Source organism: Sporosarcina luteola, from assembly GCF_007991495.1.
GTDB lineage: Bacteria > Bacillota > Bacilli > Bacillales_A > Planococcaceae > Sporosarcina > Sporosarcina luteola.
This window is the reverse complement of the sequence record NZ_BJYL01000006.1, coordinates 42,663-67,744: the sequence shown is the minus strand read 5'-3', so window position 1 is coordinate 67,744 and position 25,082 is coordinate 42,663. Positions and strand designations below refer to the sequence as shown.

Here is a 25,082-nt window from a genome sequence, read left to right as displayed (position 1 = left end):
TAGAATAAATTCTTCCCTTCCTCCATATCCTAACAGTTACAAAGCTTATATGACTAGGAGTGGTGAGATGGAGACGACTAAAACTCTTCCAACCTCTAAAGACCGATTATTGAACACATGTTTTCTTCTATTTTGTTTATGCTTGATCGATGCGGTTTTTACTGATTTTGGAATCCGTTATGGGCATATTTCAGAATCGAACCCGATCATGCGCTATATATACGAAGCAAACATCGTAATCTTCTATTTTGTAAAGATAAGTCTACCAGCACTTCTGTTCACTCTCATGCATTTTTGTAAGCCGTCCAAATATCTGAGATACTTTATCGTGGCCGCAGTGGCTGTATATGTCTTCGTCATAAGTCTTCATATTTACTGGATCGTCATCATTACTGCTTTTATTTAGATGACGGGCTTGCAGCATTAAATATATTTGCGACAATCAAACCTGTGATGAGTGCGATGACGCTCATCACAAACGGAGTACCGCTTTCTGGAATCCCCGGATAGATGACGAACACTGAACCAATGATCAAACCTATAATAGCAGCGAAAGTGGCATGGGTGAAACGTTCCAATAGAAAATGGATTACCCTACTGCTGACGATGAAACCGACAATTACCCCCGCACCAATTACAATGATGATTGGTATATTCAATGTCGACAGTGCATTGATGGCTGTGGAATAGACACCAAGCAGAAGCAGGATGAATGATCCGCTTACTCCGGGCAGCAGCATCGCCATACTGCCTAACCAGCCAGCAAAAAACAGTCCCAACGTATTTTGCATAGTTAATGATGTAATGACTGATGAATCAGCAGGTTTTATGAAAGCGGTCGAAGCTAATGCTGCTCCAACAATGAGCAATAAAATAAAATGTCCCAATTTAAAGTTCTTTTTTACACCCGCCTGTTTTGAAATAAACGGGATTACACCAATGATCAAACCTAGAAAGAAAAATTGTGTCGGCTGCGGATAATTTTTCAATAGAAAGTCGATCACTTTACTGAAAAGCAATAATGTTAAGCCGATTCCGATACCTAGCGGCAGTAAAAATCCAATATGCTTTTTCCAGTCGCGGCTGAAAAACCCACTGATTGCCGTTAATAACCGATCGTATATACCAAGAATGAACGCAATCGTTCCCCCGCTCACTCCAGGAATCAAGTCGCTGATTCCCATTAGGAATCCACGATAAATGTTTTTCCATTCCATACATCCAGTTCCTCCAATATCGTTTCAATGATAGTAGTATACCATTTACCGATTGCCGGCATCCATTTTAAATATAGTGCGGCAATTTTTATTTTTCCTTCATATGTATACAGACACTCTTCGTATCACTATCCATCGGCTCTTTTCAAATTTCCGGCTTACTTGCCTATTACTTCTCTTATCGACACCAATACAAAAAATAAAAACGTCAGCGTTTATAATACGCTGACGTTTTTATTAGTTTGCTACTTTTTCTTCGTTTCGACGACGTTCAATCTCTTCCATACGCGCATCGAATTCTTCCACCGTCATATTCATTTCAACAAAATAACGGTTGCGCGGATGTGTACGGCACTCGTCCGAACAGCTTCTCATATACAAACGTTCGTTTTCTTCAGAGCTTAGGATTTTTTTATTACATTCAGGATTCGCACAGTTTACATAGCGCTCGCAAGGCGTTCCGTCGAAATGATCTTTACCGACGACAACATGCTCAACCTGATTCACAGGAACAGCAATCCTTTCGTCGAATACGTAACATTGACCATCCCATAGCTGACCTTTGGCAACCGGATCTTTACCATAAGTGACAATTCCACCTTGTAAATGAGCAACGTCATCAAATCCTTCACGTTTCATCCAACCTGTGAATTTCTCACAACGGATTCCACCTGTGCAGTATGCCAGAACTTTTTTGCCTTCAAACAGTTCTTTATTATCACGGACCCATTCAGGAAGATCACGGAAGTTCTCAATATCCGGACGAATTGCTCCTCTGAAATGTCCAAGATCATATTCATAATCGTTTCTCGTATCAAATACGACTGTGTTTTCATCTTGCATCGCTTTTAGGAATTCTTCAGGCTTCAAATATTGACCAGTCAATTCCAATGGATTGATGTCCTCTTCAAGGCTTAAGTTTACGATTTCTTTTCTATGACGTACATGCATTTTCTTAAACGCATGTCCATCCGCCTCATCGATTTTGAACCAAAGGTCTTTGAAGCGTTCATCGTTATGCATCATATCCATGTAAGCATCAGTCTGTTCAACTGTACCTGAACATGTACCATTGATGCCTTCCGCCCCCACAAGAATACGTCCTTTTAATCCAAGTTCCTTACAAAATGCCAAATGTTCGGCAGCAAATGTGTCTGGGTCTTCAATGTGTACGTATTTATAGTACAACAATACCCGATATGCTCCTTTTTCCATTTCTTCGACCACCTTCTGTTTGTTTTCTTTGCAGTAGAATTAACAGCTTGATCGGTTTTACAATATTCGATTGTAAACACTTAACAGCTCACCCGTATTTGCAAGATCCGGGCATCAGACATTATATCACAAAACTTCACAACGCAAAAGAGATTAATCGAATTATCTTCCATCCAATTCTCAAAAAATATTTCATATAATCATAATCCTTTTTTACCCATCTAATTGTTTCTTAACAATGATGGTGTATACTATGGATATATAAGTTTCGACATTTTTTTTGAGAATCTGAAACTATCTCCATACTATCCCCGTCTAACAAAATAGATAGGCTTTCACCGGAAATACATGTTTAGAACAAAATATAGAGGGAGCTCCGTAATATGAAAAATAAACGCCACAAAACACGGTCCATCTGGATCGACATCACATTTTCTTTAACAATCATTCTATTGACTGGTGCCGCGATTCTTTTGATTTTATCACCCGACAAACATACTGCCTCATCTCCTGATGAAAGACCATCCGCTCCTCCATTGGAGACCGAAGAGATAGACTCGAATTATCCAGGGATTAAAATCATAACAAAAACATCGAATGACGATATTGCACCATTTGCCATTCAATATCCCCAAAGTACACATAGCACTTTTAATGAAAAAATCACTGATTACATAACGAATGCCCAAAAAGGGTATTCAGAAATCATGAATAGTAAAAAAACATTTGATGAGAAAACAAAAGGTGAATTGAATATCTCCTATGAAACACTTACTCATTCATCAGGAAATTATTCTTTTGTTCTCGTTAACAATAGTAATTTCAGTGATTCGCCAAAAGGACAAACAGAAATACGTTCCTTCCATCTAAATCCAGAAACAGGAGAAAGCTATACAATTTTCGATTTACTCGATGGTAACAGCCATCGATTGAATGAACTATCTGCTATCGTTCAAAAAGCGATCGAAGATGATAGTACTTTGCAAGATCATCTTCTATCTAAAGACGTCGAATTATATACAAAACCGCTTTGGAAAAACTTTAGAAACTATGCGATCACTGATGAGTCGATGATCTTTTACTTTGATGAACATACGATTGCGGATAGCGAAATCGGCCCTCCTATCATTTCTATTCCTACTGCTAAAATAGAACATCTTTTAGTAGACGTATTTAAACAAGTTGATGATAAGACTGATGATACTAAGATTGAGAATTCCACAGAAGAAACGGACTCCACGGGTGCAGAAAAGAACGATACGACCGATGATGTCGACGCTGAATCAGAAGATCCAATCCAAAATGAGAGTTCCTCGGACTCCAATGAAACTGTACCATCCAGTAAAAAAGTGGCGTTAACATTCGATGATGGTCCAGATCCAAAGGTGACAAGACAAATCTTGGAGACACTTGAAAAACATAATGCGAAAGCAACATTTTTCATGTTAGGAAGCCGGGTTGAGTATTATCCTGAGATTGTCAAAGAAATACAAGAAGCAGGTCACGAATTAGGGAACCATACATGGAATCACGCTGATTTAACAAAATTAGACACCGAACGGATCATTAAAGAAATCAATAATACATCAGCGATTATCGAAAAGGTTACCGGCGAAAAAATCGAGGCGTTCAGACCGCCATATGGCGCAGTAAATGATAAGGTACGTGCACAGTCGAATTTACAGATCGTATTATGGGACGTCGACACACTTGATTGGAAGCATCGCAACCCTCAGAAGTTGCTTCAAAATGTGAAAGAGCATACAAAGGATGGAAGCATCGTTCTTATGCACGATATCCATCAATCGACCGCAGATGGCCTTGATGCAGTTCTTACCTATTTAGAAAACGAAGGCTATCAATTCGTTACCGTAGCTGAATTATGAGAACTCACCCTTGAATGAATTATTCAAGGGTTTTTCTATCCTTTATAATTTTATTTTGTTATAATGTCATTAGAACAGATTGGAGGGCTGACTTTGTTCATTCAAATCGAACCAACTTCCGAAATTCCGATTTATACTCAATTGGTCAATCAATTAATGGAATTGATTGCTACCGGTACTATGAAACCTTCCGACAGTTTGCCATCTGTCCGTTCCTTGGCATCAGATCTTGGTGTCAACATGCATACAGTGAATAAGGCTTATCACGAACTTGAACGGAAAAATATAATTCAAATCATTCCGAAGTCTGGAGCCGTCGTTAATATTATACCAAGCACCGGACCGAACGAATTGCAAATTGAGTATATTAAACAAATGGTGAAGCCTCTTATAGCGGAATCTATCGTTTATGGGATGGATAAAGACCAAATTTCGTCAATCGTAAATTCAATTATTACAGAGATTTCGGAGGGATGAAAATGCTCGTTGCTATTTTCTTTGCAATCATTCTATTCATTACAATTATCCAAGCCTCTATCCCCTTCCTTTTAAAGAAAACGATTGCTTTTGGGGTAACTATACCGGAAGGACATAGTGGCGATAAGAACCTGGCCAACTATAAAAAGATCTATTCATCTATTATTGTTATATTAGGCTTGGTCGGCTTACTGATCTTTACATTGAGGGGACTTAATGAGCATTTAGGCGAGGAGCAAATTGGAGTCATGGGGTTGATCATTCAGCTCGTGCTTCTTATTTCAAGTATGGTTCTCTACTTATATTTTCATATCCAAACGACAAAAAGAAAGCGTGAGATGAAATGGGGAGAGAACCTTAAGATGGTTCGGGTGGCCGATTTAACGAGACAATCTAATGACGAAATGCTACCGTCGATCATCTTCGCTTTGCCGGTTGTTGTAACAATAGGTCTGATAGCATATACGGCGATCCACTATCCTGCAATGCCGGATCAGATTCCAACCCATTGGGGGCCAAGCGGACAACCGGATGCATTCACCGAGAAAAGCCCTTTTTCCGTCATCGCTCTATTACTCATTTTACTCGTTACACAAGGGATGATGGTGGCATTTAATGTCTTTACGAAGAAATCCGGTGTTAAACTGAATGCCGCTAGAAGGAATTCGTCACGCATCCAACAAATGTCTTTCAGGAAATATACAAGCTGGTTTATGTTTTTGACATCGTTGTTAATGACTATTTTAATTGGATTCCTTCAACTGACAACGATTCACGGGGATATAGGTGGTCCATTTCTCATGCTGGCAGCGCCTTTAGGGTTTCTGGTCATTCTACTGCTGGCAACCGCAATTTACGCATTTAAAGTTGGCCAAGGAGGTTCCCGTATTCAGCCGGAGATTGAGGAAGAAGCAATCACTGGCGTCACTGACTCTGACGATGACGTATATTGGAAAGCCGGCGTCTTCTATGTGAATAAAAATGATCCATCTATCTTTGTAGAAAAAAGGTTCGGAATCGGTTGGACAATGAATTTTGGAAATCCAATTGGTTACCTGATCATTTTTGTACCGGTGCTGATCATAATAGCTATTTCGTTTTCATTATAATAGAAAAAGCGCAGGGCGCCTGACTAGAATCGACAGGCATAATGCGAAGATACGGAGTGGCGCTCTTTGCCACACAGTTGCTTTGACTTATGACCCGAGACTCTGGCGCCCGGAGCTGGATTATGAAAAAGCTCCGGGTGCCTGTCGACTTTGGCACCCGGAGCTTTTTTTTAATTGAAGACGCTTGTACTGTGCAACGGTTGAAGCCTTGCTTTCGGATCGATGAAGGCTTTTGCATGATTGATCGCAGTTGGCGCTTCCCCTAAACCGACAGCGATGAGCTTCACTTTGCCGTCATAACTTGTAACATCGCCTGCTGCATAGATTCCTTCTATATTCGTTTCCATCCGGGAATTGACAATGATTGAGTTGCGATCCATTTCAAGTCCCCATTCTTTAATAGCTCCTAGAGAAGAAATATTGCCATAGTTGACAATGACATGATCGACAGACAATGTCTCTTCCTGACTGTCCTTTTGTGCAATAACAACTTCTCTTACAACGCCATCTTCTCCTACAATCGACTTCACGGCACGTGAAGTTAGTACGTTCACTTTCGAAGACATCAATTGGTTCACACTCGTTTCATGAGCCGTAAACCGTTCGCGTCTATGGACAAGCGACACAGTAGATGCAATATCTTCCAGCATCAAAGCCCAGTCAACAGCAGAATCGCCGCCGCCACATACAAGCACTTCTTTATCTTTGAAAAGAGATAGATCTTTAATTCCGTAATGTAATGTCTTTTCCTCGAAATCGACCTCTTCAGCCAATCCGATTTTACGAGGTTGGAATGCACCAATTCCAGCAGTCAAAAGGATTGTGCGCGTCAAATGTGTACCTTTATCCGTTTTCAAGATAAAATGGTCCCCATCGCGAGTAGCTGAAATTGCAGTTTCTCCAAGTAAGATTTCCGGCTTGGCATAGTGTGCCTGTGTAACAAGATTTGCAACTAAATCTTTCGCCAATATTTTGGGAAAGCCCCCAACATCGTAAATATATTTATCCGGGTATAACTCAATCAGCTGACCACCAAGCTGCGGAAGGCTATCAATGATTTTGACCGACATTTCACGCATCCCCGCATAGAAAGAAGCAAATAACCCTGTTGGTCCCCCACCAATAATCGTAATATCGACGATTTCATTGTTCATCTATAAACACACTCCAATTTTCTTTGACTTTAGGATGAATAGGAAAAACTTCATCAGTATTCCTTACCTATCTACTCTACACATTATCTACTATTTTTCAATAAAAAACACATAATATGATTCGACGCTTTAAATATTTACATTATGAAAAATATTGCGTTTTTCAAATTAAATATTTGAAAGCGCTTAATTTTTATAATCTTTATATAGTATTATTTTCTCAAACTAGTATAATAGGTTATAAGGTCTGAGAGAATGTATTTTAGGGGGACTAAGGACATGAGTTTTTCAATTTCAAAAAAGATTTGGGCAGGATTCTCTGTTTTACTTGCCATTATGCTCGTTATGGGGGGAGCATCTTTCTTTGCCACAAAGAAAATAAACGATGAATACTCCTTATTGATTGAAGATCGAGCTCGTAAAGTGAATTTATCGGATGAACTGATCAGTGCGCAAAAAGAGAGATATATTGCCATTAGCAGTTACGTTCTTTTTAAAACTTCCGAATTCGTTCATCAAAGGGATGAATCTACTGCAAATGCAACCGATTTGATAAATCAGTTGGATGATGCTTTTAAAAGTGGGCAAAACAGTGAAGTTGTTGAGGAAATCAGAGATTTACATATGGAGTTCAGCGAAATGGTAGATAAGCTGAGCTACAGTCTTATGAGGGCAAATGACACGCAAAATCGCAACCTATTAAGGGAAGCAAACAGCGTGAATTTACAATTGATGGAAAAGGCAGAGCAATTAAAAGAAAACCAAAAGATTGGGATGCAAAATTCCAGAGATGAACTATCGACAATGATAAATTTCATTCATCTTCTGACATTCATTTTCATTGGTGCAGCCGTTTTGATTTCACTCCTTGTTGCCTATAGGATCAGTCAAAGCATTGGTAACCCTGTGAAAAGAATGACCGCGGCAATGAAGCAAATAGCTGCTGGAGATTTGTCCATAGAGCATATTACAATACGGAGTAAAGATGAAGTCGGGATTATGGCAGCAGCTTTCAACAAAATGACTGATGATTTAAAAAATCTCTTAGAACAAATCCGCTTTTCATCCCATCAACTAGCGGCTCAGGCGGAACAATTATCAGCCAGTTCAGAGGAGAGTTTGGCTTCATCTGAAATGGTCGCTTCTGCTTCCGAAAAGAATATGAAGGATAGCGAGGAGCAATCCGAACTCGTTAATGATACGGTCAATTCTGTTATCCAATTGACGGGTGATGTAAATCAAATTGCAGACAGCAACACAACTATGCTGAAGGCTATGGAAACAGTTATCGCCCATGTAGATGCAGGCTCTTCTACTGTCGAAAGCTTGTCGGGGCAAATGTCACATACGGATACGATTATTCAAGAGGCAGCTGTAATTATTCAATCAATGGCAAAGCAGTCTGCGGAAATTCAGCAAGTCACTTCGCTGATCACCGCTATTTCGGAACAAACGAATTTACTCGCACTGAATGCAGCAATCGAGGCAGCGCGCGCCGGAGAGCATGGGAAAGGTTTTGCGGTGGTTGCTGATGAAGTAAGAAATCTGGCAGAACAGTCCAAATCATCCGCCGCTGATATCGGCGTCATGATCCATTCTATACAAGATGCAACTAAAAAAGCCGTAGATGCCATCAATTCAGGTAGCAACAGTGTTAAGGACGGTTTATCCGCCACAGCTCATTCATTACAAACTTTCATTGAGATAGAGCACTCTGTCAATGCAGTGAACGACAATGTCACAACTGTGTCGGAGGCAATCGAGCAAATCCGATCCATGACTGATACAATTGCAAATTCATCACAACAAGTCCGGAAACTTGCCGAATCCGCCTCTTTCACAGCACAAGAAACAAGTGCAGCTACCGAAGAACAACTGGCGGTTAACGAAGAAATTTCAACCAGCTCCCAAACACTCGCCGGATTGGCCGAAAACTTGCAAAAAGAAGTGAACCGTTTTAAATTCTGATTGTCTATATCCTATAAAAAGCGGAGCCAACATATCGGCTCCGCTTTTCATTCTTCTACATGTTCTTCACAAAAAGCGGATAATATGGCTTCCTCGTCGTCTTCAAGACTAAAATCAAGTATTTCATCGGTCGCCCGGTCGAACAAATTATACGATACAATTTTCGCTTCGTCCCCATCTATTGCGTAGATGACTCTGATTCCAGTCCCCTGCTCAGTATAAAGTTCATCTTCCTCATCGAACTTTACATATACACGGAATTCAAAGCGTCTTCCTGACAGTATGCCCGTCGGATCAATCAGTTCTCCCATACTATATTCAATAATTTCCAATTTGCTCACCCTTACATATAAGTTAGTCCTTATCATATTACAACAAACTAGTGTACATCATTCAATAAATGTCTTTTCAAAAAAACTTAATCAATCATCTACTTAACTTTTGCATTTTCTGATTGATTCATGAACAATGAAGATAGTGAATTTTATTCACATTAATTAGTGGGGGTATGAGGATGCTTAAATTTGAAGAGTTCGAGTACAAAAGACCAGACATGAGCAGTATTAAAAAGGAGTTCAATGAGTTACTGGAGCACTTCCGCTCCGCAAGCTCCTTTGAAGAGCAAAATGAAATTATTGAAAAGATGAATGCAATCGGAAGCAATTACTCCACACAGGCGAACTTGGCGTATATCCGTTCATCCATCGATACAAACGATGCGTTTTATCAAAATGAACGGGAGTATTTCGATGAAATCGGACCAGAATTTCAAGAGCTTGGGACCGCCTTCTATAAGGATTTGATCGTTACGCCTTTCCGGAAGGAACTTGAGGAAAAATGGGGATCACAACTATTTGCATTGGCTGATAATGCCATCAAGTCATTTTCACCGGAAGTTCTTCCACTTCTTCAACAAGAGAATAAGCTGACTTCTGAATACGCCAAACTTGTCGCATCAGCACAAATCGAGTTCGACGGCAAAACATTAACACTGGCACAGCTCGGACCCTATACGGAGTCCACTGACAGAGATGTAAGGAAAGCCGCTATGACAGCCGCCTATTCCTTCTACTCGGATAATGGAGAGGCGTTTGACAGGATCTATGACGACCTTGTGAAAGTAAGACATGAAATTGCAACAAAACTCGGCTTTGATAATTTCGTAGAATTAGGATATGCGCGGATGAACCGCATCGGCTACGACGCTGGTATGGTGAAGAATTTCCGCGATCAGGTCCGAGACTATATCGTCCCGCTTGCCAATAAATTATATGAGCGCCAAGCTGAGCGAATTGGTGTGGATAAGTTGAAGTTTTACGATCAATCCCTCAACTTCCTAAGCGGCAACGCTACACCGAAAGGATCACCTGAATGGATCATTGAAAACGGTAAAAAGATGTATGCAGAGCTTTCTCCTGAAACAGATGCCTTTTTCACATATATGACGGATAAGCATCTGTTGGACCTTGAAGCTAAAAAAGGAAAAGAGACAGGCGGCTACTGCACATTCATCGATGACTATGATTCCCCATTCATCTTCTCGAATTTCAATGGAACTTCCGGCGATATCGATGTATTGACGCACGAAGCAGGACATGCCTTCCAAGTCTATTCGAGCCGCAATATCGGAATTCCGGAGTATGTTTGGCCGACACATGAAGGAGCAGAAATCCATTCAATGAGCATGGAGTTCTTCACATGGCCTTGGATGGAATTGTTCTTTGAAGATGAAACAGAGAAATATAAGTTTGCCCACTTGAGCAGCGGGTTGTTATTTTTACCGTACGGAGTGGCAGTTGACGAGTTCCAGCATGTTGTTTATGAAAATCCGGAAATGACCTCAGCGGAGCGTAAGGCCGCTTGGAAAGAGATCGAGAAAACTTACTTGCCAATGCGCGATTATGACGGCAATCCATACTTGGAAGCCGGAGCGGTATGGCAGCGCCAATCACATATTTATGAATCGCCATTCTATTATATCGATTATACATTGGCTCAAATATGTGCTTTCCAATTTTGGAAGCGTTCATTTGAGAACCGTGAAGAAGCATGGAATGATTATTTGCACTTATGCAAACTTGGCGGATCTAAGAAGTTTACTGAACTCGTTGCGGAGGCGAACCTTATTTCACCTTTTGAGGACGGCTGTGTTGAATCGGTAGTCGGTTCTATTGAAGACTGGCTCAATCAGGTTGACGATAAAGCACTATAAACACAAAAGCGGAGGGCACTTGCTCAGGTACGACAGGCATAAGGCAGATACGCGAAGAACCCGTTGATTTCCGTTCCAGCCGGACGCTTTCCTAGGGGCGTGCGGTGAGCCTCCTTGGTCCGCTTCGCTCCCCTGTGGGGTCTCACCTGTCACGCTGATCCCCTAGGAGTCGCCGGCTTCCACTCCAATCAACTAAGCGTCTGGCTCTATACGGAGATACGCCCCATTGTAGAATTACCTCTGCTCCATGTTCATCGAAGATTTAATGCATAGTTGATTATTTTTTCAAAACATTTTATACTATAGTCAGCTTAGCGATAAGCAAGTTTCTTACACGAAGGGAGATGTGTTTAAATGGCAACTACTTATATGGTGGTTTGGATTTAAAACTGAATAGTAGGCATACGTGAAAAGAGCGGGAAAACGCCCGTTTTATTTGCTATGCCAATCAAAGTAACCTTTCGTGAATATTGCTGTTTGCGAGATACGGTGAAAATCGTATCTTATTTCGTCCGATGCCGCGTGACAGCAGCTTCTTTGGAGGCTGCTTGTCCGTGGCATTTTTGCGTCCAAAAAAACAACATTAAATGGGCTACCGCATCGACAATAGGGCTCAAACCAAAACGATCGCCATGCAGAGCAAGCAAACGAGGGGAATGGGGAGGATGGAAAAAATGATTATTAAATTAGAAACGCTAATCTATGCCTTAAGCCGACGGTTCAAGATGAATATCACCATCGCCGACTGTCAAACCATGCCTTTACAGGGCGGAACTGTAGGAAATGTGTACCTAGTAACGGGAATAGCCGAAACCGCAGATGGTGAAAAATTGCCATACCGTATTGTACTGAAAATCCAAAAGAAATGGGAGCGTTACGGAGATCCAGATTCATGGCGCCGGGAATATGATCTATATACGTCCGACTTGGGAGCGACGTTCTCGGATGCCTTCCGCTGGCCGGCTTGTTATCACGCCGAGATCAATGCTGAAGAAAATGAATTCCAGCTATGGCTGGAATATATCGATGGCGTAACCGGTTTAGACTTGACCTGTGACATGTATGAACAGGCTGCGTTGGAGTTAGGACGCTATCAAGGCAAACTGTATGCGGAGCAACCTGCTGTATTGCAGAGCCTGAACAACCTGAGTCGTGCAGATTTCATGAAGAATACGTATCTGCATTACCGGTCTTGGCCGATTGTTTACAATTATATACGCTCGGAGGATTGTGAATTACCCCAACACTTGCAACAAATGCTCATTGACATCGATATGCACGCAGACGAGATACTCACCCGCGTTGAAAGACTCCCCCTCGTGCTATGCCATCGGGACTTTTGGATAACCAACCTGATCTATGCCGATGGGAAAATTGCGCTCATTGATTGGGACACATCCGGGTGGGGCTACCTGGGAGAGGATCTTGCAAGTCTGATTGCGGATGAATCGGATATTAATCACATGCTTGAATACTATCAACGCTGCGTCCCTGCGTATTATAAAGGATTTTCGGAGTATGTGGATGTATCCAACATCGCTGATCATTGCGTTTATGAGATGATCCTTCTCGTATTCGGATACAGGCTTGTGGAGTCGTACCTCCACACAGAGGATGATGACGAGAAGGCAAGTCATGCCCTTACGCTCCAAAAAATCTTTGAAATGAAGGCCATCCCTGTGCAAGGTTGACTTCTAAAAAAACTCCAAAAACCGCATAGTGGGTTCTTGGAGTTTCTTTCATTATTCTTCGCTCGTCGTTTTTGTTTTTAATAAAACACGGTTTTATAAATATTAAACTGGTTTTTCCCTTTTTGTTTTGACTTGTAGAGTGCCTTGTCCGCTTTTTCGTACAAGGATTCGAAAGTATCAGTCTCTGATGCAACTACTACACCGATACTAATAGAAGTTTGAACATTTTCAGCGGCCAATTGAATATCCATACGCTCATTCATGCTTTGCAGCAAATCAGCCGCAAGTGATTCTACGTTAGGGCTATGTCCTAAATCTATCAAAACTACAAACTCATCGCCACCAACTCTCGCAGCAAAATGATCGGGGCCTGTCACTTCCTCTATCGTGGCGGCTGCGATTTTCAATATACGATCGCCTTCCCCATGTCCCAAATGATCATTTACACCTTTGAAATTATCCAAGTCTATCATCATTAAACCGAAATTTCTATTCTTTTGTTCGAGTCTTTTAGAAATTTCATCTTCGAAAGCGAGACGATTTTTCAAGCCTGTCAAGCTATCATGTAAGGCCATATGAATCGGTTTAGAAACAAGTCGGGCAATCAGGAATGACAAAGCAACCGAGCCGAATAGGATAACGAGCAATTGCACTAGGAATTGATTCTTATATTCTGCAAGCAATCCTGCCATCTCTTGATTGTTATATGCGATTTCGACAACCCGTTCTGTCGAATAGCCCTTTTTCTCATCAGCAGAGTAAGGGATGTATCTATATGTCACCCGTTCTCCACCTTCTGATATAACAAGCTCATCAGGCTTTGAACTCCCTCGTACTTTTTCAAACACTTCCCGGTAAGGCGGTTGAATTGACTTCTGTTCATAGTTTTCAGTTTTCACACCTAATGGATTTCCACCCGAGTTATATACTTTAATGGAGTTGATGATGTCATATTCTTTTACAAGATCATCGATCGTTTCTAGAAAATTGAACTGCTTGAAAAGATCTTGGTCCTCCAGCAAAAAGCCTAATTCAATTAAGTATTTATGGTCTGGCGTTGGCATATAACTGAACTTTTTAACCTCTCCAGTTCTTGACTGTATGTCCATGCCATCTGTAGTAAACGTTCCACCTAGCCGCCTCTCATCCAATAACCCTGAAAACTTAGGGCAACATTCTTTAAAGCTCATACCTAAGTCTTCTATAAAACTGCTATGTATAATCGTATTTGTATGATCGAGGATGAATATATCCATATTATATTTATCCTTTAATGCTTCGAAATCCCATTTCTTGAAGTCAGGATCTTCATCGTACATTTTAAGCATTTCCATAGTGTGGGCTTTCATCGTTTCAGAAGTTTGCACATCAAATAGATCGTAGACTTTGTCAATTGTAGATAAATTATTGATGATTTTATCCTCTGCCATGGAAATTTGGGTTTCTTGCGCATGCAGTACAGTTTTCTTTAGCTTTGCATAATCAAATACTGCAATCATTAAGGATAATATAAGCGAAAAAACGATCAGGATAATCGTTAATTTAAATCTGAAATTTTTCAACACCTAACCGTTCCCCTTTTTTGCATAATGGTTATAATTCTTTTGACTCATTATATCCCATACTATACCAAATTGCTATGTATTTCCGATTACACAATACAAGAAAAGAACCGCCATATTTTATTAGTGGCAGTTCTCTCGTTTTATTTGTGCATAGAAATCGTTCTTACATCAATCCAAATGCATTCCCTTGTTCGTCTATCCCCATTTGGAGTGCAGCAGGTTTTTTCGGCAATCCTGGCATTGTCATAATATCACCTGTTAGACAAACGAGGAACCCAGCACCGAGTTTCGGAATAATTTCCCGGATTGTAATTGTGAAGTCTTCCGGTCTTCCAAGTTTTTTAGGATCGTCCGAAAATGAATATTGCGTCTTCGCCATACATACAGGAAGGATATCCCATCCGTTTTGTTCGATTTGCAAAAGATCTTTTTTTGCTTTATCTGTAAGGACTACGCCTTTTCCGCCGTACACTTTTTGAACGATTGTATTGATCTTTTCAATAACGGGCTGTTCTACATCATAGAGCGGTGCAAAGTCATTATTTTCATCTAATAGTTCAAGTACTTGCTTCGCCAAGTCAAGTCCGCCTTCGCCACCAAGACCCCAAACATCCGTTAAAGCTACGCGAACCCCTTTTTCAGCGCACCATTCCAGTACGAAATCAAGTTCATCACTAGAATCTGTTATGAATCGATTCAATGCGACAACCGGTTGGACACCAAATGTTCGAACCGTTTCCACATGCTTTTCAAGGTTGACGATTCCATCTTTGACAGCTTGGACATTCTCGCTTCCAAGATTCGACTTGAGCACCCCGCCATGCATTTTCAATGCCCGGATTGTCGTTACAAGGACAACAGCATCAGGCGCAAATCCACCTTTTCTTGCTTTAATATCCATGAACTTCTCTGCTCCCAGGTCGGAGCCGAAACCTGCTTCAGTGACAACAATATCAGCTAGCTTTCTGGCTGTGTTTGTTGCCATTAGCGAGTTGCAACCGTGCGCGATATTCGCAAACGGTCCACCGTGAATCAAAGCCGGCGTCCCTTCAATTGTCTGGACAAGATTCGGCTTGAAAGCTTCCTTCAACAATAACGTAAGAGCTCCCTCAACACCAAGATCCCTTACTGTGACAGCTTCTTTATCGTATGTGTAGCCGATCACCATTTGTGATAACCGTTCTTTTAAGTCTGTTAAACTTGTCGCTAAGCAGAAGACAGCCATAATTTCAGATGCAACGGTAATGTCGAAGCCGTCCTCACGAGGAATTCCTTGCCCTGGACCGCCAAGACCTATCGTAATATGGCGCAGAGCACGATCATTCATATCAAGCGCACGCTTCCAAGTAATTCTTCTAGGATCGATTTGCAATGCATTCCCTTGGTGTAAGTGATTATCAATCATTGCACTTAGGGCATTATTTGCCGTCGTGATCGCATGGATATCGCCATTGAAGTGAAGATTAATTTCTTCCATCGGCAACACTTGCGCATATCCGCCTCCAGCCGCCCCGCCCTTTACTCCCATTACCGGTCCGAGGGATGGCTCACGTAAGGCGATCATCGATTTCTCTCCCAATCTAGCCAAGGCATCGGCAAGCCCGACTGTTACAGTGGACTTTCCTTCCCCTGCCGGCGTAGGACTAGTAGCAGTGACGAGTACGACTTTCCCGAATGATTGAGTGACCGGTAACTTTGATACGTCAATCTTCGCTTTGTATTTGCCATACGGCTCAACAGCTTCTTCCGGAATTCCTGCATTCTTTGCGATGTCGAATATGGGTTGCATGATTGCTGATGTTGCGATCGCTAAATCTGACAATGGTTTTGCTTTCTCCGTCAAAATGGCCCCCACCTTTCTTTTACCTTTAGTATAGAACAAACTCAGAACTATGAATCTTCTAAAAAACGACTTTATGATGACAAATAGAATAGCTGCCCCCTATCTTCTATTCTATGAGTTATATACTCCCCTATCATACAACATTTCCCGAATATTTTCATATTAATAATAATCAATAAAAAAAGCGCAAGACTCTGGCGCATGGAGCTGGATTACAAAAAACGCAAAGAAGAATTTACTATTCTTTGCGTTGATGAATTACTATTGGGAATCAGATTTCAGTGTGACGGCTATTATTTCAGGTTGGTTAAATACACGGATTGGCACTAAACTGTTACCGAGACCCCGACTTACAATCATTCTGCTTTCATTTTCTTCATGCACTCCGGAAGTATATTTTGGAAACCATCCTTGTCCGGGAGCAATGACACCGCCTATCCCAGGTATTCTAATCTGGCCGCCATGGGCATGACCGCTGAGAATGAGATCGATTCCTCGATCAACGTAAACATCAAATTGTTCAGGACGATGAGATAACAGTATTTTGAACATGTCTTCCGGCACTTCCTCGAATGCTTTGTCCACGGTCAATTCAACATATTCATGTTCATTCAAATTACTTGATAACGGATCTTCAATTCCCCCGATAGCCATCTTGTCACCAGTCAGACTTTCAATTATTAAAGATTCATCCGACAGGACGTTAACACCCAAATTGATAAGTTCAGTTTTTATATTCTCCACGTCATTTGTGGAAATTTCATGATTGCCAGTAACATAATAAAAGGGTGCCACAAACTGCAACTGTCGGACGATTTCCAAACTCTGTTTCAGATTATAACGATTTCGGTCGATTAAATCACCGGTTATAAAGATGGCATCAGGGGATAAGTCCTTCACTTTATTCACTAAATCCAAGTTATTTTCACCAAACTCTGAATCATGAATATCGGACAACTGAACAATTCTATAATTATTAAAGCCTTCCGGAATTCCGGCAGACTTTATATCGACGAAAGTAATTCCGATTGATGTGTTTTCTTTGTAGAGATATAAGCCAAATAGCAATACGAGTACGGCAACTACTAGCAACACTCGACGTCTGCTTGCAATCATTTAACTTATAGCCAACGTTTCTTAATTTTTGCGAGCTCCAATAATTCTAATACATCTTTTTTCGGCAATTCCGTTAAAATGGAAAGTAGTTCACGCTCAGCAAGCCGTCTTCCTTTCCCACTTCGATACCGCTCTTTGTTCTCCGCATCGAGAGAGATATATAACTCATTTAATTTTTCGTCCTGCTCATCCGTTTCTTTACCAATCATCAAATTTTCTCGCAGTCGTTCATACAGCATATCCACATTCGAGGAGCTGCTAGCTGTAAATGCGCGGGAGGTTTTAGGATCCCCTAAAATCAGTTCATCTGTAGAAACATTGAATCTATCGGATATTTTTGCGATCCAAGCTGCAGAGGGGGCATTTTTTCCTTTCTCCCAATCTTTAATTCTACTCGCTGATGTGCCGATGGCTGCTCCAAAGGCCATCATTGATAACCCTCTTTGTTCTCTTAAGGCCTTTAGCCTTATGCCAAAGTCTTCTTTACTCCAATCATTCACGGTTAATGCCTCCTCCTATTTACTTATCTCTATATTATTTTCCTTTGGGTACTAATGTCAATCTTAATTATTTTTCTATCAAATATATTAATAGCCGGTTTTTCGAAGAGATGGAACAATAATGAATTGCACCTTCTTTATAAGTTTACATATACCTATGCTACTTTGTAACTTTAATACAATTTAGCCCAATAATCTTGTATCCAAGTCTCCTACCCCCGGAATGAGCATTCCATCCTCATTAAGTGTATCTGCTTTCCCAACAGTATAAATGAACTTTACGTTTGGAATTTCAGCAAATAGTTCACTAATACCCGTTTGACTATAAAAAGACGAAGCAATTATTATGTTTTTAGGTTGAAATTTACTCATAATATTTTTCGTAAGAGAAATTGCTGTACATCCGGTTGCTAGAACTGCTTTAGCAATTACAACAGTATCAATAATCGTGCCAGGCTTGATAGTAGGGTGGGATGATGCTCTAACTGGCTGAGTTAAAGCATCAGGGCCCCTTACTCCTTGAAAATCAAAATAGCCTTGCTTTGAATTTGGAATTACCAATGAAAGTCCCTTAGCAAAGAATTCGTAGTCATCTTTTGTACTGTATATCAGGTTTACTGAATTGCAAAATGAATAACCCTTAAATATCTGATCCATTGGTGTCGAGACTTCCGTTTCCTCTAACATATTATCTGATACAATATGCATTCCAATTTTTTGACCAAGTTTAACAAGAGCTCCCCTTAAATTTTCCGTATCAGTATTCACAGATCTAATTTTTGTTTGCAAAGCAAGTGTGTATTTATCTTCAAGAATTTTCAAGTTCATTAATACTTACCTCCTTCTTCATTCTCTAGCCACCATTCAAATTGATTATAAAGCTCATTAAAGCAACCCCAAAAGTTCTTGTATATTTCCTTACGGGAAAAATGTATTTCATGGCTTTTTCTGAAAAAGACATATTCTAGTTCAACATCATTTTTGGTCACTTTATAATAAACCTCTGCATTAGGTTCTGGTTTTATTTGTCTGGCTAGTCTAACAAAGTGATCTAAGTAAGTTAGGTCGGTACCAATAGATGCCCTTTCTTTTATCCATCTACCAAAAGTATTTTTTATGTAGGTTTGAAGATCATGAGTATGCTTAAATGAAGTACGCCAATAACCGTTGTAATAGCTACTCACTTTATTAATAAATGCCTTTTGTTTTTCATCCATTTCTTCTGAACTGTCCTTTTTAAAAACTAGTATCTTTGTTGGATCATCTCTTATCGCTGCATCAAATTCTATTTCTGTAGCCGATCTTCCATTTCCAACATCATAACCAAATCTATTTCCAAGAATTAATATATATAGATCACAATCCTTAGCCATATCAACCGTAACAAACCTAGAATTCCCCGCAAAAGCTGTTTCATTTAAAGGATCGGCCCCCAAAAGTTCAACTAGAGAAATTTCTTCAAAGGCCTTTTTTACAGCATCCCGTTCAGCCTCCAAATCACTAACAGTCGAGCTAATCATTACTTTGATTTTCCCCATAAAATAGATACCCCCATTTTTAAATTAGTTTTCTAAAACAAAATCCGATCTTATCATTTTACACCCGAAGAACCAAACCCACCAAAACCCCTTTCAGAATTTGACAGCTCTTCTACTTGGGTAATATTAACTTTTGCAATTGGGGCAATTACCATTTGCGCGATTCTCATTTGCTTTTCTATCTTAAAGTCTTCTTTTCCATGATTGATCAGTATAACTTTTATTTCACCCCGATAACCCTCGTCTATAGTGCCGGGACTATTTAATATAGTTACAGAGTGTTTTAAAGCTAAGCCACTTCTCGGTCTTACCTGAGCTTCAGTTCCTTGAGGTAATTCTAATTTAATTCCTGTACTGATCAGTTCAGCCTCTCCAGGTCTAATTAGCTTTTCTTCTATTGCAAATAAATCAAATCCTGCATCACCTGGGTTAGCTTGGAATGGTAAAAGAGCATCCTCATTTATTAGTTTAACCTTTAAATTAAAACACATGGCAGAATCCTCCTAGTTATATCCGTTGAAATGGTCATTCAACTTAAGTAGAATTATAGGTCATATAATAATATCGTCATTGCATTTAGTGAATAATGTTGTAGTTTCCACTAAAAAAACCTCCAAAAAAAATATCTTGAAACCAAACTGCATCTCATCCGTATAGGTAGAAGACTATATCTAATTTTGTGAGGGGATGCTGTTATGGGATTGTTGATCCGTTTTGTCATCATTGCATTCGTCGTCTATTTATTCTATCGGGGCATCCGTTATTTGGTTGATCCTAAACGAAAGTTGGACGAGGCATATGAACAAGAACAATATTACTTTTATGATGATGTGAAAAATGTTAGAAAGAATTTCTTTATTACTTATAAAGGTGCCCTATTTGAAGGTGAAAAGTATTTAGGCACAACTGAAGATTCCTTTGATGTTGTTTCTATTTTTGTCTGGGTGAAGGATGAAACGAAACTTCAAGGCTTTACTAAAGATGATTTTCATTTTTTATCTTCTGAAATCAGTTCAAACTATCCAAAAGCTGAAATCAGCTGGAAAAATCCAATTGAAAAACTGATGAAAACCCGTTAAAAACTTGACGGGTTTTTCTTATGCTTTTTCTGTTCCCAAAAGGTCGAATCCTAATAAATAAATAATAAGTCCAATATAGATTGCGGCAAGCAGTAGGAAACCGATACGAAACGCGGTATGCCTAGTTTTATGATTAAACGTCATCATGCCTAAATACGCTCCGATTCCTCCACCGACAATTGCCAACAACCATAAATTTTTTTCAGGCACCCTTCGCCCCTTACGCTTTGCTTGCGCCTTATCATATCCCATAGATGCGAATGACCAAATTGATATGAATGCAATCCAACTGATGATCATTACTTTCATAAATTCAACTCCCTACCCCTATTCTACACTTTATTGAACTGACAAAGAAAGAAGAACTATATAGTTTGATAGTTTTCTTTTATTATTATGCTATGCTGATTTTCGAGTCGGGGACTGGCGGTGTCGGCGTGGTATTCTTGAGCGCGGTAGTTTGTGGCTTGAGCGCGGGGGCGGGATTCTTGAGCGCGGGAGCTTGTGGCTTGAGCGCGGGGGCGGGATTCTTGAGCGCGGGGACGAAGGGCTTGAGCGCGGAAGCAGGTTCCTTGAGCGCGGAAGCAACTTCCTTGAGCGCGAAAGCAGGTTCCTTGAGCGCGGTAAGGCTATTTAACCTGTTGTAGAGCGGCGGATATACAAAAACCCCGCTGCCGACTATCGGCGCGGGGCTTCTATCTTACAATCGCTTATTTCGCGACTGATTTTTTTGCTGTTTCAGCAAGTTGTGCAAATGCTTGTGCATCTGTTACAGCAAGATCAGCAAGCATTTTACGGTTCACTTCGATGCCAGCCAATTTAAGACCGTGCATCATTGTGCTGTATGAAAGACCATTCATACGTGCAGCCGCGTTAATACGTGTGATCCATAGTTTACGGAAATCACGTTTTTTCTGACGGCGGTCACGGTATGCATAGTTAAATGATTTCATGACCTGTTGGTTTGCTACTTTGTAAAGTCTATGTTTTGAACCAAAGTAACCTTTGGCTAATTTCAATACTCGATTACGGCGCTTGCGCGTCACTGTTCCACCTTTTACGCGTGGCATAGTTCATTACCTCCTGCTATTCCTAAAGAATGTTGTAATAATGGTACAAAAACTTATTTCATGTATGTGATCATTTCACGGATACGTTTGTAGTCGCCAGAAGAAACAAGTGAAGCTTTACGCAAGTGGCGTTTCGCTTTTGTAGACTTGTTGGCAAAAAGGTGACTTGTATAAGCACGGCCGCGTTTCACTTTACCAGATGCAGTTTTTTTGAAACGTTTTGCGGATCCGCGGTGAGTTTTCATTTTTGGCATGATCTGTTCCTCCTAAATCGTTCGTGTTACTTTTTTTCGGCAGTCGGGGCAAGTATTAGGAACATGCTCCGGCCTTCCATTTTCGGTTTTACTTCAACCGTTGAGAATTCCTTGCATTGTTCTGCAAAGCGGTCCAAAACGCGTTGGCCGATTTCCTTGTGCGTAATCGCACGACCACGGAAACGGATGGACGCTTTTACTTTGTCTCCTGCTTGCAAAAATTTGATACCGTTGCGAAGCTTTGTTTGAAAATCGTGCTCATCGATCGTCGGGCTTAAGCGGACTTCTTTGAGGTTAATGATTTTCTGGTTCTTTCTTACTTCGCGTTCTTTCTTCTGTTGCTCAAACTTGAATTTTCCGTAGTCCATAACACGGGCTACCGGCGGCTTTGCTGTTGGAGCGACTAGGACAAGATCCAAATTCGCGCGAGCTGCAATTTCAAGTGCCTCGTTGCGGGATTTGATTCCAAGCTGGTCGCCGTTATGGTCAATCAGGCGAAGCTCGCGGGCACGGATGCCCTCATTTACGTACATGTCTTTGCTAATAGTAATCCACCTCCGAATGTTGTCTCGCGAATACACGGTTTGGGTACACCGCCCACTATTCCGACGGTCCCATAGTTCATTCGTTTAGTAAGAGCCGGACAATAAAAAAAGTAGACAAATGAAGCATTTGTCTACCCGCTTATGTGTACGTGCAAATTAATGCACGGCACGTTTACTGTGCTAACCTGTCAACAACTGTGTGCGTCGATCAGGTGAGAAGCGGGCAGCTCCTTCTTATACCACAAACTGTATTCATTAACCTTAATTAGTCTATCATCTTGGATGCATATTGTCAACATAAAACTTTTCAACTGAAAAACAAGCACCCCACCTAGTGGAATGCCTGTTAGTTTGTCGATTAGTTTTCGTGTGATACGTCAGCTTTTATTAGCTTTAAGAAATCATCAAACGGCATGCTTTCGGATTTTTGTTCGCCGTATTTTCTTACGTTCACTTCGCCGGATTCGACTTCTTTGTCTCCTAGAACGAGCATGTAAGGGATTTTTTGCACTTGTGCTTCCCGGATTTTATAGCCGATTTTTTCATCGCGGCTGTCGAGTTCAACACGGAAGCCAGATGCAACGAGTTTCTCGCGTACTTCATTTGCATAGTCGAAATGGGCATCCGGAGAAACCGGAATGGCTTCAACTTGGACAGGAGCGAGCCATGTCGGGAATGCACCTTTGTATTCTTCGATTAGGAATGCGACAAATCGCTCCATTGTCGATACAACACCACGGTGAATGACGACTGGACGATGCTGCTTTCCGTCTTCTCCGATGTATGTGAGGTCGAATCGTTCTGGTAGAAGGAAGTCGAGTTGGACTGTCGACAATGTCTCTTCCATGCCGATTGCAGTTTTCACTTGGACATCAAGTTTCGGACCGTAGAATGCAGCTTCCCCATCCGCCTCAACGTATGGCAAGTCCATTTCGTCCATCGTCTCTTTCAACATGCTTTGTGCGCGTTCCCACATTTCATCGTCATCGAAATATTTTTCTGTATCTTCCGGATCCCGATATGAAAGACGGAAAGAATAGTTCTCGATATCAAAGTCCTTATACACATCGATCACTAGTTGGACGACTCGTTTAAACTCTTCCTTGATCTGATCAGGACGAACGAAGATATGTGCGTCATTCAATGTCATACCGCGTACCCGTTGCAGACCGGATAATGCGCCTGACATTTCGTAGCGGTGCATTGTACCAAGTTCTGCAATTCGCAGCGGCAAGTTACGATATGAATGAATGCCGTTTTTGTAAATCATCATATGGTGTGGACAGTTCATCGGACGAAGTACGAGGTCTTCATTGTCCATGCTCATTACCGGGAACATGCCATCTTGGTAGTGACCCCAGTGTCCTGATGTTTTATAAAGTTCCACACTTCCTAAAACCGGTGTGTAAACATGGTCATAACCAAGTTTCTCTTCTTTATCGACAATATACCGTTCAATGATGCGACGAATTGTCGCGCCTTTTGGCAACCATAACGGAAGACCTTGACCGACCTTTTGGGAGTTTGTGAATAAATTCAACTCTTTCCCGATTTTACGGTGATCACGTTCCTTCGCTTCTTCCAACATGCGAAGATGTTCTTGTAGCTCTTCCTTTTTGAAGAATGCTGTTCCGTAAATCCGTTGAAGCATTTTATTTTTGGAATCGCCGCGCCAATAGGCACCCGCGATGCTTAGTAATTTGAATTCCTTCAGTTTTCCAGTTGATGGGACATGGACACCACGGCAAAGGTCGAAGAATTCACCTTGCTCATAGATAGACACTTGCTCGCCTTCAGGGATTGCTTCAAGAAGCTCGATTTTGTATGGATCTTCAATTTCTTTGAATCGGCTTTCCGCCTCTTCACGGGACACATCATGACGAACGACCGGCAAGTTTTCGCCGATGATCCGTTTCATTTCTTTTTCAAGTTCAGGCAAGTCTTCCGCTGTAATCGGAGTCGGAGAGTCGATATCATAGTAGAATCCGTTATCGATGACTGGACCGATTCCTAATTTTGCATCAGGGAATTTCCGTTTGACCGCTTGCGCAAGTAAATGCGCTGTACTGTGACGAAGGATTTCGAGTGCTTCTGGTGATTGCGGTGTGATGATTGCAATATCCCCGTCCTCATTAATCGGTGATTTCAAGTCGACAAGCTTATCGCCGACTTTACCAGCCAAAGCACTTTTACGAAGCCCCGGACTAATTGATCCTGCCACTTCTTCAGTTGTTGTGCCTTTCGGAAATTCCTTTATCGCACCATCTGGAAATTTTAATTGAATATTTTCAGTCATTACAACCACTCCTCAATTTATTTTTTGACACAAAAAAGCCCCATCCCAGTAAAGGGACGAGGCTGTTGCTCGTGGTTCCACCCTTCTTCCTTCCATCCGGTCATACTAGGAACCGGAAAGATGAAGCTTTGAAACGGCTAACGGGCCGGGGTCCGTCATCGGTTACTAACTAAAATTGGTTCACCGATGCTGCTCCGAGGTGGTAAATCGATCATCTTCACTACAGGGCTTCCAGCCAAACGACCCTGTTCTCTGTTAGTGGATCAATCGATTCTTGTCCTCTTCCACACATTTTCGAATATAATATCCATTAGTATAAGGAATATTTAGCGATATTGCAAGTGTTT

24 protein-coding genes and 1 other annotated feature are annotated in these 25,082 nt (G+C 41.1%); of the genes, 8 read left to right on the top strand and 16 right to left on the bottom strand.

The window, feature by feature from the left end; translation table 11 throughout:
- The first annotated feature begins 49 nt into the window (after positions 1–49).
- A complete protein-coding gene (locus SLU01_RS18425) occupies positions 50–406 on the top strand; it encodes a DUF5658 family protein (RefSeq protein ID WP_373866385.1) in 357 nt (118 codons plus the stop codon).
- Here SLU01_RS18425 and SLU01_RS02860 read toward each other — a convergent pair.
- Together SLU01_RS02860 and trhO are read right to left on the bottom strand one after the other, a co-directional pair.
- Positions 399–1,217, bottom strand: a complete 819-nt coding sequence (locus tag SLU01_RS02860) for a DUF368 domain-containing protein (protein ID WP_147055139.1) — start codon at positions 1,215–1,217, stop codon at positions 399–401. The two genes, SLU01_RS18425 and SLU01_RS02860, sit on opposite strands and share 8 nt — an antisense overlap.
- 237 nt (positions 1,218–1,454) lie before the next feature.
- Complete coding sequence (trhO, locus tag SLU01_RS02855) at positions 1,455–2,432, bottom strand: oxygen-dependent tRNA uridine(34) hydroxylase TrhO (RefSeq protein ID WP_147055137.1); 978 nt, start codon at positions 2,430–2,432, stop codon at positions 1,455–1,457.
- Positions 2,433–2,815: 383 nt separating this feature from the next.
- On the opposite strand from trhO, the gene SLU01_RS18165 reads away from it, so the two are divergent.
- From SLU01_RS18165 to SLU01_RS02840, 3 genes are all read left to right on the top strand, one after another.
- Positions 2,816–4,318, top strand: a complete 1,503-nt coding sequence (locus SLU01_RS18165; protein WP_246110849.1) for a polysaccharide deacetylase family protein — start codon at positions 2,816–2,818, stop codon at positions 4,316–4,318.
- Between the two features lie 93 nt (positions 4,319–4,411).
- Positions 4,412–4,795 (top strand): GntR family transcriptional regulator, encoded by a 384-nt coding sequence (locus tag SLU01_RS02845; RefSeq protein ID WP_147055135.1) that lies wholly within the window; start codon positions 4,412–4,414, stop codon positions 4,793–4,795.
- 2 nt (positions 4,796–4,797) lie between these two features.
- Positions 4,798–5,904 carry a DUF1648 domain-containing protein gene (locus SLU01_RS02840; RefSeq protein ID WP_147055133.1) on the top strand — a complete coding sequence of 369 codons (1,107 nt, stop codon included), beginning with the start codon at positions 4,798–4,800 and terminating at the stop codon, positions 5,902–5,904.
- 170 nt (positions 5,905–6,074) lie between these two features.
- On the opposite strand, the gene SLU01_RS02835 is transcribed toward SLU01_RS02840, so the two are convergent.
- Positions 6,075–7,058, bottom strand: a complete 984-nt coding sequence (locus tag SLU01_RS02835) for an NAD(P)/FAD-dependent oxidoreductase (protein ID WP_147055131.1) — start codon at positions 7,056–7,058, stop codon at positions 6,075–6,077.
- 279 nt (positions 7,059–7,337) lie between these two features.
- Here SLU01_RS02835 and SLU01_RS02830 point away from each other — a divergent pair, with 279 nt between their 5' ends.
- On the top strand, positions 7,338–9,026 hold the full coding sequence (locus SLU01_RS02830; protein ID WP_170232558.1) for a methyl-accepting chemotaxis protein: 1,689 nt from the start codon (positions 7,338–7,340) through the stop codon (positions 9,024–9,026).
- A gap of 47 nt (positions 9,027–9,073) precedes the next feature.
- Here SLU01_RS02830 and SLU01_RS02825 read toward each other — a convergent pair whose 3' ends face one another.
- On the bottom strand, positions 9,074–9,367 hold the full coding sequence (locus SLU01_RS02825) for a DUF6509 family protein (RefSeq protein WP_308507714.1): 294 nt from the start codon (positions 9,365–9,367) through the stop codon (positions 9,074–9,076).
- 173 nt (positions 9,368–9,540) lie between these two features.
- Between SLU01_RS02825 and SLU01_RS02820 the strand changes: the two genes are divergently transcribed.
- A complete protein-coding gene (locus SLU01_RS02820) occupies positions 9,541–11,238 on the top strand; it encodes a M3 family oligoendopeptidase (protein ID WP_147055125.1) in 1,698 nt (565 codons plus the stop codon).
- A gap of 674 nt (positions 11,239–11,912) precedes the next feature.
- Positions 11,913–12,929, top strand: a complete 1,017-nt coding sequence (locus SLU01_RS02815; protein ID WP_147055221.1) for an aminoglycoside phosphotransferase family protein — start codon at positions 11,913–11,915, stop codon at positions 12,927–12,929.
- A 77-nt stretch (positions 12,930–13,006) separates the two neighbouring features.
- On the opposite strand, the gene SLU01_RS02810 is transcribed toward SLU01_RS02815, so the two are convergent.
- The 7 genes from SLU01_RS02810 to dut form a co-directional block, all read right to left on the bottom strand.
- Positions 13,007–14,494 (bottom strand): GGDEF domain-containing protein, encoded by a 1,488-nt coding sequence (locus SLU01_RS02810; protein WP_147055123.1) that lies wholly within the window; start codon positions 14,492–14,494, stop codon positions 13,007–13,009.
- 163 nt (positions 14,495–14,657) lie between these two features.
- Positions 14,658–16,337, bottom strand: a complete 1,680-nt coding sequence (locus tag SLU01_RS02805; protein ID WP_147055121.1) for a formate--tetrahydrofolate ligase — start codon at positions 16,335–16,337, stop codon at positions 14,658–14,660.
- A 261-nt stretch (positions 16,338–16,598) separates the two neighbouring features.
- The gene (locus SLU01_RS02800) at positions 16,599–17,432 is read right to left on the bottom strand and encodes a metallophosphoesterase (protein WP_246110847.1); all 834 of its coding nucleotides are present in this window, start codon (positions 17,430–17,432) and stop codon (positions 16,599–16,601) included.
- 26 nt (positions 17,433–17,458) lie between these two features.
- The gene (locus SLU01_RS02795) at positions 17,459–17,953 is read right to left on the bottom strand and encodes a helix-turn-helix domain-containing protein (RefSeq protein WP_147055117.1); all 495 of its coding nucleotides are present in this window, start codon (positions 17,951–17,953) and stop codon (positions 17,459–17,461) included.
- A 183-nt stretch (positions 17,954–18,136) separates the two neighbouring features.
- Positions 18,137–18,781, bottom strand: a complete 645-nt coding sequence (locus tag SLU01_RS02790) for a uracil phosphoribosyltransferase (RefSeq protein WP_147055115.1) — start codon at positions 18,779–18,781, stop codon at positions 18,137–18,139.
- Complete coding sequence (locus tag SLU01_RS02785) at positions 18,781–19,491, bottom strand: DUF4062 domain-containing protein (RefSeq protein WP_147055112.1); 711 nt, start codon at positions 19,489–19,491, stop codon at positions 18,781–18,783. Before SLU01_RS02785 ends, SLU01_RS02790 begins: the two co-directional genes overlap by 1 nt.
- A gap of 53 nt (positions 19,492–19,544) precedes the next feature.
- Complete coding sequence (gene dut / locus SLU01_RS02780) at positions 19,545–19,982, bottom strand: dUTP diphosphatase (protein ID WP_147055111.1); 438 nt, start codon at positions 19,980–19,982, stop codon at positions 19,545–19,547.
- Between the two features lie 204 nt (positions 19,983–20,186).
- Here dut and SLU01_RS02775 point away from each other — a divergent pair, with 204 nt between their 5' ends.
- Entirely contained in the window at positions 20,187–20,570 is a 384-nt protein-coding gene (locus tag SLU01_RS02775; RefSeq protein WP_147055108.1) for a sigma-w pathway protein ysdB, read from the top strand.
- A gap of 18 nt (positions 20,571–20,588) precedes the next feature.
- Here SLU01_RS02775 and SLU01_RS02770 read toward each other — a convergent pair whose 3' ends face one another.
- The 5 genes from SLU01_RS02770 to thrS form a co-directional block, all read right to left on the bottom strand.
- Complete coding sequence (locus tag SLU01_RS02770) at positions 20,589–20,879, bottom strand: DUF1294 domain-containing protein (RefSeq protein WP_147055106.1); 291 nt, start codon at positions 20,877–20,879, stop codon at positions 20,589–20,591.
- Between the two features lie 401 nt (positions 20,880–21,280).
- A complete protein-coding gene (rplT, locus tag SLU01_RS02765) occupies positions 21,281–21,640 on the bottom strand; it encodes a 50S ribosomal protein L20 (RefSeq protein WP_147055104.1) in 360 nt (119 codons plus the stop codon).
- 53 nt (positions 21,641–21,693) lie between these two features.
- The gene (gene rpmI, locus SLU01_RS02760) at positions 21,694–21,894 is read right to left on the bottom strand and encodes a 50S ribosomal protein L35 (protein WP_147055102.1); all 201 of its coding nucleotides are present in this window, start codon (positions 21,892–21,894) and stop codon (positions 21,694–21,696) included.
- A gap of 26 nt (positions 21,895–21,920) precedes the next feature.
- On the bottom strand, positions 21,921–22,427 hold the full coding sequence (gene infC / locus SLU01_RS02755) for a translation initiation factor IF-3 (protein WP_147055100.1): 507 nt from the start codon (positions 22,425–22,427) through the stop codon (positions 21,921–21,923).
- Positions 22,428–22,797: 370 nt separating this feature from the next.
- Complete coding sequence (gene thrS / locus SLU01_RS02750) at positions 22,798–24,735, bottom strand: threonine--tRNA ligase (protein ID WP_147055098.1); 1,938 nt, start codon at positions 24,733–24,735, stop codon at positions 22,798–22,800.
- A gap of 49 nt (positions 24,736–24,784) precedes the next feature.
- Positions 24,785–25,031 (bottom strand) — a binding site (T-box leader).
- Between the last annotated feature and the right edge of the window lie 51 nt (positions 25,032–25,082).